Origin of the sequence: Citrobacter sp. wls718 (assembly GCF_005280945.1) — a bacterium.
GTDB lineage: Bacteria > Pseudomonadota > Gammaproteobacteria > Enterobacterales > Enterobacteriaceae > Citrobacter > Citrobacter gillenii.
Genome location: NZ_SZWV01000107.1, coordinates 46,445 through 58,828, shown reverse-complemented (window position 1 = coordinate 58,828; position 12,384 = coordinate 46,445). Strand labels below are relative to the sequence as shown.

The following is a 12,384-nucleotide window of genomic DNA, read 5'->3' as shown; positions in this document are numbered from 1 at the left end:
TCGGCTCAGCCGATGTGAAAAAAAATAAGATCGTGGAGAACAACATGAGCGCAAATGCGGAGACTCAAACCCCGCAGCAACCGGTCAAGAAGAATGGCAAACGTAAAAGTATGCTGCTGCTTCTGACCTTGCTCTTTATTATCATTGCCGTGGCATATGGGATTTATTGGTTTTTAGTACTGCGTCATGTCGAAGAGACAGACGATGCGTACGTGGCAGGGAACCAGGTTCAAATCATGGCGCAGGTATCAGGCAGCGTGACGAAAGTCTGGGCTGATAACACTGACTATGTCAAACAAGGCGACGTGCTGGTGACCCTCGACCAGACGGACGCTAAGCAGGCGCTTGAAAAAGCCAAAACCGCGCTGGCCTCCAGCGTGCGCCAGACGCACCAGTTGATGATCAACAGCAAGCAGCTTCAGGCCAGCATTGAGGTGCAGAAAACCGCCCTGGCGCAGGCACAAAGCGACTTTAATCGCCGCGTCCCATTGGGAAATGCTAACCTGATCGGTCGCGAAGAACTGCAACATGCGCGTGATGCCGTTGCCAGCGCGCAGGCTCAGCTTGATGTCGCAATACAGCAATACAATGCCAACCAGGCGATGATCCTCGGCAGTAAGCTTGAAGACCAGCCTGCCGTGCAACAAGCGGCCACCGAAGTGCGTAATGCCTGGCTGGCGCTGGAACGTACCAAAATTGTTAGCCCGATGACCGGCTACGTGTCCCGTCGTGCCGTGCAGCCTGGCGCGCAGATTAGCCCAACCACACCGCTGATGGCCGTTGTCCCTGCCACCAACCTGTGGGTGGACGCCAACTTCAAAGAAACCCAGCTTGCGCATATGCGCATCGGCCAACCGGCAACGGTGATCAGTGATATTTACGGCGATGACGTGAAATACACCGGTAAGGTTGTCGGCCTCGATATGGGGACCGGTAGCGCCTTCTCGCTGCTGCCAGCACAGAACGCAACCGGTAACTGGATCAAAGTCGTCCAGCGTCTGCCCGTGCGTATTGAACTGGATGCCCAGCAGTTAGCGCAACATCCACTGCGTATTGGCCTGTCTACGCTGGTAACGGTCGATACCCAAAATCGTGACGGACAGATTCTGGCAAGCCAGGTGCGTACGACGCCGGTTGCAGAAAGTAATGCTCGAGAAATCAACCTTGCTCCGGTCAATAAAATGATCGAAGAGATCGTGCGGGCCAACGCGGGCTAATTCAAAGGTGCGTGTGATGCAACAGCAAAAACCGCTGGAAGGCGCGCAGCTCGTCATTATGACGATCGCGTTGTCACTGGCGACATTCATGCAGGTGCTGGACTCCACCATTGCTAACGTGGCGATCCCCACTATTGCCGGGAACCTCGGCTCTTCATTGAGCCAGGGGACCTGGGTGATCACCTCTTTCGGGGTGGCGAATGCTATCTCCATTCCGATCACCGGCTGGCTGGCCAAACGCTTTGGCGAAGTAAAGCTGTTCATGTGGTCCACCATCGGCTTTGTCATTGCGTCCTGGGCGTGTGGGATGTCCAACAGCCTGACCATGCTGATTTTCTTCCGCGTGATTCAGGGGATTGTCGCCGGTCCATTAATTCCGCTTTCACAAAGCCTGTTACTGAATAACTATCCGCCCGCCAAACGGTCTATCGCCCTCGCGCTGTGGTCGATGACGGTGATTGTCGCCCCTATTTGTAGCCCGATTCTCGGAGGCTATATCAGCGACAACTATCACTGGGGCTGGATATTCTTCATTAACGTGCCGATCGGGGCGGTGGTGGTGTTGATGACGCTACAAACCCTGCGCGGCCGGGAAACCCGTACCGAACAGCGACGCATTGACGCTATTGGTCTGGCGCTGCTGGTTGTTGGTATCGGCAGTTTGCAGATTATGCTCGATCGCGGTAAAGAGCTGGACTGGTTCGCCTCGCAGGAGATAATTATCCTGACGGTCGTCGCCGTGGTAGCCATTAGCTTCCTGATTGTCTGGGAGCTTACCGACGATAACCCGATTGTCGATCTCTCGCTGTTTAAGTCGCGAAACTTTACCATCGGCTGCCTGTGTATCAGCCTGGCCTATATGCTCTACTTCGGCGCTATCGTCCTGCTGCCGCAGTTGTTGCAGGAGGTCTACGGATATACAGCGACCTGGGCAGGCCTGGCCTCCGCACCGGTGGGGATAATTCCGGTGATCCTGTCGCCGATTATTGGTCGTTTCGCCCACAAGCTGGATATGCGTCGGCTGGTCACGTTTAGTTTTATTATGTATGCCGTCTGTTTCTACTGGCGCGCGTGGACGTTCGAACCCGGTATGGATTTTGGCGCATCGGCCTGGCCGCAATTTATTCAGGGGTTCGCCGTAGCCTGCTTCTTTATGCCACTGACCACCATCACGCTGTCTGGCTTACCGCCTGAGCGTCTGGCAGCGGCGTCAAGCTTGTCTAACTTTACGCGAACGCTGGCAGGCTCAATCGGCACATCGATTACCACAACGATGTGGACTAGCCGTGAGTCGCTACATCACGCGCAGTTGACGGAGTCAGTAAACCCCTACAATCCTAATGCACAGGCGATGTATAGCCAGTTGCAGGATCTTGGGATGACCCAGCAGCAGGCCTCCGGCTGGCTAGCGCAGCAAATTACCAACCAGGGGCTGATAATTTCCGCCAACGAAATCTTCTGGATGTCGGCGGGGATATTCATCCTACTGCTCAGCCTGGTGTGGTTCGCCAAACCGCCATTCGGCGCGGGCGGCGGCGGCGGTGGAGCGCACTAACTCGATGTTTAAAGGGATCTGCGGATCCCTTTTTATTACATACCAGATTGCTAATCCGTTACCTGTCTGAACTCAAGCCAGTCGATCACCATGCCCGGTTTGGTCGCCTCAAACTGCAACAGATAGTTACCCGCCGTCATATCGATGCGGCATAGCTTCTGCGTAATCTGCTTCCCCAGCGCCCCGTGGGTCTGGATCGTGGCGACCACGCAGCCATTGAGCAGTAAGTTGCACCCAGTCTGGGCTAACGCCAGCCCCGCCGATGACGCGCTGAGCAGCAGATCGTAGGTCGCATCCTTCTCAAGGCTAATCACCCTCTCTCCGCTGTAGCGCAGCCGTGATACCGACGCTACCTTGATAGCTCCCCTATCCGCCAGCATAGCATCCGCATGGAATTTAGCCCTGGTTACCCGCGGCACGTCTCCCCGTTTAGCTACCTGCGTAGACAGGAGAAAACTCAGAATATTGCGGGCACAACGTTGCAGTTCCCCCAGCGTCAGCGTTCCGTCCTCCAGCGCTGAGAGCGTATTGTCATCACCGGCATTAATCTCCGCACCGTTGTTATTGACCACCATATAGAGGTCATTTTGCGCGCGGATCATCGCCGCCGTGTTGTTAACACTCGCCTCCCCCGCAGTGACAGGATCGTTCATTTTTGCCCACCAGTCCGTCATCACAATGCCCTGAAATCCCCAATCGTCGCGTAATATTGTCGTGTTCAGGCAATAATTCGCAGCAGACCAGTGCGCATTGACGGGGTTATAGGCGGTCATCACCGCACTCGCGCCACCGTGTTTGACGGCATATTCAAATCCCTTCAGATAAATTTCACGTAACGCCCTGGCCGAGACCACCGCATCAACCTGGGCGCGGGAAAACTCCTGACTGTTACAGGCAAAATGTTTCAGCGTCGCAATGCCCCCGCCAGCGCGAATACCTCGCGTCATCGCAGCAGCCATCATGCCTGTCACTAAAGGGTCCTCCGAATAATATTCAAAGTTGCGCCCGTTCAGTGGATGACGGTGAATATTCAGACCCGGCCCCAGCAGAACATCAATGTGATTTTGCTGTAGCTCCTTTCCTTCCATCATATACAGGCGCTCAACCAGCACCGGATCCCATGTGCAGGCCAGCAACGTCCCACTGGGAAGCAACGTGGCTTTTGCGCCATTATCCATGCGGATACCCGATGGACCATCCGCCGTAGACGCCACGGGTATCCCTTTTTCTCGCAGACTGTCGGTCACTCCGCCAAATGCAGATGCCACGCCGGGCGTCACTTTGAGACTACACATCCCCTCTCCGCGCACCAGACAGGCCAATTCCTCCACGGAAAGCTGGGCCAGAAATGTCTCCAGACAACGATGGCCTTGCACAACATCGCTGAAATGGATGCCTTTGTTGCCGGTCAACGGCTGCGCGGGAGGTAAACGCGATAAGATACGATCGCGTAAGGAGAAAGAGCGGCGCGGCGTGTCCTCCCATGCCTCTAACCAGCTCCCCTGTTGATGACGACCAGGCCGTAGGCGGGAGAACGCCACGCTGGGCGCCAGCGCCTGTTCATGGCGGGAGAAAACCTGGACGGATGGCACGATGAGCTCTTCACGCCCCGCGAAGCTAACCGGCTGGAGGTCACGCACGCTGTTACCGACGAACAAACAATACCCGCCCGCTTCCAGTAACCAACAGTGCGGATGACCGCTATCCCCGCTGTCATCCCACGATGTCAGACGCTCGCCAGGGATCGCCAGATCAATAATTTCACGCTCTCCCGGTTGCAGGAGATGGGTTTTACCAAAGGCAACCAGCACGCGCGAGGGCTTACCCAGCGCGCCTTGCGGTGCTTGCAGATAGACTTGAACAACCTCACTCCCCGCCCAGGTTTCGCCCGTATTCTGCACCGCAACGCTTAATTGAAAGCTGAGGGGATCGGTAATCACCTCCGCAGAGATAACCTCAAGGGTAAATGACGTATAGGAAAGCCCAAAGCCAAAGGGATACTGCACGCGCTGAGGGCAAAACGTTTCGAAATAACGATAACCGACATAAATATCTTCCTGATAAATATTCTGTCTGTCGCTTCCCCAGCAGGAGGCAGAGGGGTAATCCTCCAGTGAGTACGCAATACTGTCGGTCAGTTTTCCGCAGGGCGTGATCTCGCCGCACAATAACGCGGCGACGGCCTGTGCGCCAAACGCACCACCGTGCCAGGCGCATAGTATCGCCCCAATTCGCCCGCGTAATTCCGGGGTCTCAACCCACGACATGTCGATAATAGAAGAAATATTGAGTACGACTATCACATCGTTAAAGTGACGACAGACGCAGGCCAGCAGAGAATATTCGTCAGGGGTCAGTCGATATCCGCCAGCAACATCGGCATTGTCTTTATCTTCTCCAGCGGTTCGACCAATAACCACAACGGCCTTTTGCGATATCGTCTTCGCCTGCGCCACTTCACCTTCCTGCAGCGGCATCTCTTGTTGAAACCAGGGTTCCTGTGCCCAACCGCCGCCGCCGTTATCAAACGGATTTTCACCGACCCATTGCTCATACTTCTGCGCCAGCACGGGGTTTAACCGTGCAGAACAGCGTTCGCGCAAAGCCTGTAGTAAGTGACATTGCGCGACAACGTTAACGGCCCCGCCCGACCCTGTCCCACTGCGGTAATAATCAATCTGCGTGCGCCCAAACAGCGCAATAGTATCCTCAGGGCGCAGGGGAAGCACCGCATGATCATTTTTAAGTAGTACCGCCCCTTGTGCCGCAACAATCGTGGCAAACTCGCTAAACCCGTCAAGCGGTTTACCCATAAAATTCAAATGCATAATTGAGAAGCCCTGTGTCCATTGCCTTATTCTGTACTGAAATAAAACAAGGCCCATCGTTGATGGGCCTTGTGATTATCAGAAGTAATATTTGAATCTCAAACGTCCGCCGTAACGCGCATCTTCGCTGCTGTCGCCGTTATGTGGATCGGCCTCGACCCATGAGGCATAGGCACCGAGATAGATATTAAAGTTTTTCATATCCATCACGTTGGGGAATAAATATGAAGCATGGATGGTGTGGATATCATAATTGCCTGGATCGGTGATCCAGCAGTCATCTTCACACACGGCATCAATATTGGTCGCGTTGAACGCTTCAATTTTGTTATGCGCATAGATGTAACCCAGTTCAAAGCGATGCCATAACGCATTCACCCCGGCAGTAAAGTCGGTTTCATCGGTCGCATCCATATACGCCGTGTTGAGGTTAATGACAGCCCCCTCTTCAGGATCGGTTTTTTGTCCGTTCCAGGTCATGGTAAAACCATAGCCCGTACGATCTGACTGATCGATCCACTTGCCGTTATCGTAATAACCATAGGCGTTATTCACGACATTACTTTCCATCGCCAGCGCCGTGGAGAAGCGGCCATTTTGCCAGGCGATAACCGGTCGAACATAGGCCACATTTTTATCGCTGGTTAAATCCATGCCGTGATACTGCTTCTCGGAGAACAACGTACTGCCATTTTCCAGCAGCGTATTCACTTCAAAATACCAGTTATCGATGGTTTTACTCAGCAGGAAGTTACCGCCACTGTCGCTACGTCCACGCCCCTCTTTCATCATATAGATGTAGCCGTAGCCGTCACTGTAGAGGTCATTCGCCGTATTCCCCGAATACTCAACAAAGGTATCCTGATTCAGCGGGAACATATCATAGGCTTCAAAGCGCCCGACCTTAATTTTCCAGTCGTTCTCACGCCCAAAGAAGAAGACCGCATCATCGAGATTCATTTTGCCGGTCAGATCAGCCAGCGGCTGGACCGAGAAACCGGCAAAGTTACCGTTGTTCAGCCGCTGGTAGCCATCAAATCCCAGCAGCAGACGTCCGTTGATATCCCAGCGCTCATTGGTTCCCGGCGCCCAGTCTTTGTTGGCGGAGGTGCGCATTGATGTCAGGCTACCGGAACGACTGGCAGCATCCATATTAAACTCCACATCACCGTAGAATTTAATATCGCTGAATCCGGATAACGTCAGTTTTGGTGGGTTAGCGCCTGCTGCGACGGGTTCGGCTGATTCAACTTTCACCGTAGGTGCTGCCGCTACCTGTTGTTGCTGTAGCGACTGAACCTGCGACTCGGCGTCAGTTGCCCGCTGTTCTGCGCGAATAACACGCTGCTCCAGTTCAGCAAGACGTTGCTCAATGGTACTATTATTTGCAGCCCACAGGTTTTGAGATAAGCAAGCACCGATCATCAGCGCCAAATATTTCGCTTTCATTATTCATCCCTAAAGTTTGATGTATACCAGATGAGATGTCGTAAACATCTCATCCTCCTGCTATTACAATATTTTGGTTATTATCAGGAATGCGCAAACTTACCGCTTTTAAGGTCGGTGACAATGCCATTCATTCTTGCTTCTGTTAATCCATAGAATTTAATAGAGAATGCCGTCAGAATATAAAATATTGCAGGAATAATGGTAAATAATAACGTAACGCCCTGTACGGCAGACGCGGACTGCACAGCACTACCTGAGGCATAATCAAATGCTGCGAGTACCCAGCCCAAAATAGCACCACCAACGGCAACACCCAATTTGATGACAAAAATATTTGCTGCGACGTTCATTCCGGTAATTCGACGGTGCGTTTTCCATTCACCGTAATTATTCGCATCGGTAATCATCGACCATTGCAGAGCACCATTACCGCCCTGAATAATGGAAATAATAATATGAACCGCAAGCACAACTATCCAATACTGAACCGGCACAAAGAAGCACAGCACACCAAATACGGCTGTGAGTAAGTTAACCCAAAAAGAGAGTTTGATTTTACAGAACCGGGTACCAAAGGGTTTAGCAAGTATCGACCCCAGCATTGAGGCAAACATGCTACCCAGCATAAAGATGGTAATAATATCAGCGCCTTTGTTCAGCACCGTGTTAACGTAGTAAACGACTGCCCCACCGCGCAGCACCACCGCAACCAGCATCATAAAGTTATAAACAGATAAAATACGCCACTGTTCATTCTTGAATAAAATTTTTACATCACGGGTAATATTGAGGTTTTCCTCTTTGATCGGCTGCACACGTTCTTTGGTGGTTAAAAAACAGATGATAAACATCAGACAACCAATGACGCCGAAGATAGCCATTGAAACCTGAATCCCCGTCGCTCTATCACCAGGATAGAGATAATCTGCCAGCGGTAAAATTAACGCTGTTCCCAGCGCACCGCCGATTGGTGTAATCGCAAAACGCCATGACTGCAAGGACAGGTTTTCACGCGGGTCGGACGTCAGCGCAGCACCCAGTGAGCAGTAAGGAATATTAATGGCTGTATACATCAGCGTCATAAAGATATATGCCGCCACCGCATAGACCACTTTTCCACTGTCGGAAAAATCAGGAATGGAATAAACCAGCACACAGCTGACGGCAAAGGGTACACAAATCGCCAGTAGCCATGGGCGAAAACGTCCCCAGCGCGTGGAGGTTGCATCGGCAATCGCCCCCATAATGGGATCGGTAATCGCATCCAGCAAGCGGACCAGTAAAAACATCGTTCCCATTACCGCAGGCGGTAAACCATAAATATCAGTATAAAAATACGCAAGAATTGCCACCGAAGAGTCAAAAACGATGTGGCTGGCCGCGTCACCCAGACTGTACCCCACCTTTTCCCTGATCGATATCTTGTCCCCTGTAGACATACAAACTCCTTTGCCAATACAAAAATGTAACCGGTTTCTGTCGTAGGGTATTTTTAAAACATCTTATCTGGCCTAATCCATTATGTTTTTCTGTTAACTGTTTATGTTTTTTTCTTTATGTGATCGCAGCGAGGTAGGTTTACTTATTGGCCCTTATTTTTGTTTCTTCGCTCACGTTTTATTCGTTGCGAACTTGTTAGTTATTAACACAAAATAATATTCACCAAACAAATGTAATATAAATATTTTATGGCTAAGGGAAAATGATAATAAAAAACCCCGGTTGCAGGCCGGGGTTTTCGAATAACAGGAAAACGTAATAAACCAGACTAAATATGCAGTTCCTGCAATTTTTCTTTCGGCAGCGCCAACTCTTCATTACTGTTAACACGTACGTCATGTTCCAGAATATGACGGGCAATTTCCTGCGCTTCGCTCAGCGAATGCATTTGATACGTTCCACACTGGTAGACGTTCAGTTCCGGGATCTGATTTTGATCCTGCACTTTCAGCACGTCAGCCATCGCCGCTTTCCAGGCGTCAGCCACGCGCTGTTCGTCCGGCGTGCCAATCAGGCTCATGTAGAAGCCAGTACGGCAGCCCATTGGAGAGATATCGATAATCTCAACGCCATTACCGTTAAGGTGGTTACGCATAAACCCGGCAAACAGGTGTTCCAGCGTGTGGATCCCTTTTTCAGGCATCACTTCTTTGTTCGGAATGCAGAAACGCAGATCAAACACGGTGATGGCGTCGCCATGCGGGGTGTTCATCATTTTTGCAACCCGGACTGCGGGAGCTTCCATCCGGGTGTGATCGACAGTAAAACTATCTAACAACGGCATTTAGCCACCTCCGATAAAATTTTTAAAAATAATCTGAACTCTTTGTTCCGGGGCGAGTCTGAGTATATGAAAGACGCGCATTTGTTATCATCATCCCTGGTTTCAGAGATGAAATTTTGGCCACTCCCGAGTGGCCTTTTTCTTTTGTATCAAGCGTGCGTTTCCAGCCACGCGGCAAACGGCTCAGTATCCGCCGCTTCAATCTCCTGCTGACGACGCTTTGAAGCCGCAGTTTCAGCAATAAACGCCTCTTCCTGCACGATCTCTAACGGCTCTTCACGCAGCAGATTGCGATAAGCCTCGCCCAACGCTTTGCCCGTACCGCCAATGCCCGTATCAATCATTGACCGCAGGATCCGCGCGGAGAATGTCAGTTCAGGATTATCAAAGCAGGCAACCAGTTCGTCACAGACTTTTTGATACTCCTCTCCTCCATGGATGCTGTCCAGCGTTTGCGCCACGCGCTTCAGGTCACGGAACAGATCTTTACCCACTTTCGGCAGCGGGAACTGGGCGGTTTCACAGCCAATGCCTAGCGTCAGGCCCGGCTTACGTCCTTCCAGAATCACACGATTCCAGTTGGTACGCGTGCAGAGCAGTTCATCGCTGCTCATTTCCGGAGCGTCCGCCAGGACACACCACACCATAAACAGATCGAGGAAACGTACCTGCTGCTCATCTACGCCGATGGGTGAGAAGGGGTTAATATCCAGCGAACGCACTTCAATGTATTCAATGCCGCCGCGAAGCAGCGCATCTGACGGCGATTCACCGCTACGGGTTACCCGTTTCGGGCGAATAGGCGCATACAGTTCATTTTCAATCTGCAGTACGTTGCTGTTAATTTGCAGACGTTTACCGTCTTTCTCCAGACCGATCGCCGCGTACTCCTCGGAAGGGGTTTTAATCGCGCGCTTCAATCCTGCCACGTATTCATGCAAATCGTTAAACGTAATACCGAGATTGCTTTGCGACTTATTGGTATAACCCAAATCGCTCAGGCGCAGCGATGTCGCGTACGGCAGGTAATACATACCACAGTCCGTTTTTTCAAACGGTAGAGTTGTCGGCTTTCCTTGCAGGAAAGAAGAACAAATCGCCGGAGATGCGCCAAACAAGTACGGGATCACCCAACCAAAACGATAATAGTTGCGGATCAGGCGGAAGTAGCCAGCAGACACTTTCTCTTTGGCATCTTCATCGTCCGTTACGCCACATTTCGCCTGCCAGAATGCCATCGGCAGCGAGAAATTATAGTGAACGCCGGAAATCGTTTGCATCAGCGCGCCGTAACGGTTTTTGAGACCTTCACGGTAGAGCGTTTTCAGACGACCAATATTCGAGGTACCGTACTGCGCCAGTTCAATATCCTGACCTTCAGCGATATAGCAAGGCATGCTCAGTGGCCACATACGCTCGTCGCCCAGATTTCTGGCGGTATAGCGATGCAGATCACGCATAAACGTGAGCATTTTCTGGATGTCGTCGCCCGGAGGAGTAATAAACTCCAGCAGCGCTTCGGCAAAATCCGTTGTTATCCATTTATGCGTCAGCGCTGAGCCTAACACATCCGGGTGGCCTGTCGTCGCCAATGAGCCATCAGCATTAACACGCAGCGTTTCGCGCTCCAGACCACGTTGAATCCCCTGTAACGCCTGAGGATTTTTTTCCAGCCAGGCCAGTGCCTGTGATACGTCCGGGATCAAATTGACCTCCCGCCTGTCAAAATCGTTTTAATTAGCATCATAGTATTGGTTACCCTACAGGCATTTCCACAACACAATTAGTGCCACCACATAATGCCCTGCGTCGTAACCGCTGCGACCACAACATAACGCAACGCTTTGCCAAGGCATAAAAAAAAGAGTACTGGCCCCCCACGAGATGCGCATCCATCCCGCTAGCAGGCACAGCAAATCCCCCACAACCGGCATCCAGCTTAATAATAGTGTGACAGCGCCATAGCGCTGCAGCCACCCCATCGCTTTCTCTTGCCATCGTGACGTTTTACGTAACGGGAAGAAACGCCCAAGGATAACGTTAGTTAACCCTCCAAGGCTATTACCCATTGTTGCTGTTAAGACTAAGACCCAGGGATGACTCACCCCGGAAACCAGCAGAGCCACTAAAACAACTTCAGAATTTCCAGGTAACAGCGTGGCGCTGAGGAAACTGCTGGCAAACAGTGACAGGAGTGACAGTCCATCACTCACAATAACCGGACATCCACGGCATCCATACCGGCCGCACGTGCAGCCTGCAGGCCGAAGTCAGCGTCTTCAAATACCACGCATTGAGTCGGGACAACGCCCATACGCTCGGCACACAGTAAAAACGTGTCAGGTGCGGGTTTATGGCGTTGTACGTGGTCAGCTGCGACGACGGCATCAAAATAGTGACGTAGCCCTAAATGCGCGAGCAGCGCCTCTGCAATGGCACTTTCGCTCCCGGTACCGACCGACATAGGCCGACGACCGTGCCAGGCTTTAACAACATCAATAAGCGGCAATGGCTGAACGCTATCCAACAGCATGCTTTTAACGCTGTCGGTTTTTTCACGCGCCAGCGCATGGGGATCGAGATCGGCATGATTCAGTTCAATGACCGACTGTGCAATACGCCACGTTGGGGAACCGTTGAGTGCGACCATGGCCTGCTCGTCAAAACGGAGCCCATGACGCCCTAACACCTCATGCCACGCTTTACGGTGCGTTGGCTCGGTATCGAGAATGGTGCCATCCATATCAAAAATTAAACCCGCATAACGTTCGTACATCGTCTTCTCACAAGCCGAATGACCAGACGTTACTTTATCGTAATTGATTGATTTTGTCGCTGACAGCGAATTGAGGATTGTTTAGATTGGAGAAAGATGAGTAATGGGGGATAAAAGGAACTTGCTGTTATCTCGGAGAGATGGTGCATCCGGGAGGATTCGAACCTCCGACCGCTCGGTTCGTAGCCGAGTACTCTATCCAGCTGAGCTACGGATGCATCAGGGAACTTATTTTACTGCCGATATTGATATCACTATAAAAGCAACATCAA

At 51.7% G+C, this 12,384-nt stretch carries 8 protein-coding genes, 1 tRNA gene and 1 pseudogene; 2 read left to right on the top strand and 8 right to left on the bottom strand.

All coding sequences use genetic code 11. The annotated features are described in order from the left end of the window. Positions 1-44 precede the first annotated feature (44 nt). Together emrA and emrB are read left to right on the top strand one after the other, a co-directional pair. A complete protein-coding gene (gene emrA, locus FDW95_RS21565) occupies positions 45-1,217 on the top strand; it encodes a multidrug efflux MFS transporter periplasmic adaptor subunit EmrA (protein ID WP_096755997.1) in 1,173 nt (390 codons plus the stop codon). Positions 1,218-1,233: 16 nt separating this feature from the next. Continuing rightward, positions 1,234-2,772 carry a multidrug efflux MFS transporter permease subunit EmrB gene (gene emrB / locus FDW95_RS21560; RefSeq protein ID WP_137363608.1) on the top strand — a complete coding sequence of 513 codons (1,539 nt, stop codon included), beginning with the start codon at positions 1,234-1,236 and terminating at the stop codon, positions 2,770-2,772. A 50-nt stretch (positions 2,773-2,822) separates the two neighbouring features. On the opposite strand, the gene FDW95_RS21555 is transcribed toward emrB, so the two are convergent. From FDW95_RS21555 to FDW95_RS21520, 8 genes and pseudogenes are all read right to left on the bottom strand, one after another. Next, positions 2,823-5,600: a glycoside hydrolase family 3 protein gene (locus FDW95_RS21555; RefSeq protein ID WP_115257647.1), complete on the bottom strand. Its 2,778-nt coding sequence runs from the start codon at positions 5,598-5,600 to the stop codon at positions 2,823-2,825. 78 nt (positions 5,601-5,678) lie between these two features. Further along, positions 5,679-7,049, bottom strand: coding sequence for a carbohydrate porin (locus FDW95_RS21550; protein ID WP_115257646.1), 1,371 nt, complete (start codon positions 7,047-7,049; stop codon positions 5,679-5,681). A gap of 83 nt (positions 7,050-7,132) precedes the next feature. Next, positions 7,133-8,491, bottom strand: coding sequence for a glycoside-pentoside-hexuronide (GPH):cation symporter (locus tag FDW95_RS21545; RefSeq protein ID WP_115257645.1), 1,359 nt, complete (start codon positions 8,489-8,491; stop codon positions 7,133-7,135). A 329-nt stretch (positions 8,492-8,820) separates the two neighbouring features. Further along, complete coding sequence (gene luxS, locus FDW95_RS21540) at positions 8,821-9,336, bottom strand: S-ribosylhomocysteine lyase (RefSeq protein WP_115257644.1); 516 nt, start codon at positions 9,334-9,336, stop codon at positions 8,821-8,823. Positions 9,337-9,485: 149 nt separating this feature from the next. Continuing rightward, a complete protein-coding gene (gene gshA, locus FDW95_RS21535) occupies positions 9,486-11,042 on the bottom strand; it encodes a glutamate--cysteine ligase (protein ID WP_115257643.1) in 1,557 nt (518 codons plus the stop codon). A 77-nt stretch (positions 11,043-11,119) separates the two neighbouring features. Next, positions 11,120-11,549, bottom strand: a pseudogene (locus FDW95_RS21530) (YqaA family protein). Beyond that, entirely contained in the window at positions 11,546-12,112 is a 567-nt protein-coding gene (gene yqaB, locus FDW95_RS21525) for a fructose-1-phosphate/6-phosphogluconate phosphatase (RefSeq protein ID WP_096755991.1), read from the bottom strand. The pseudogene FDW95_RS21530 and the gene yqaB overlap by 4 nt, the downstream one beginning before the upstream one ends. A 141-nt stretch (positions 12,113-12,253) precedes the next feature. After that, positions 12,254-12,330: transfer RNA gene (locus FDW95_RS21520), tRNA-Arg, on the bottom strand. Positions 12,331-12,384 lie beyond the last annotated feature (54 nt).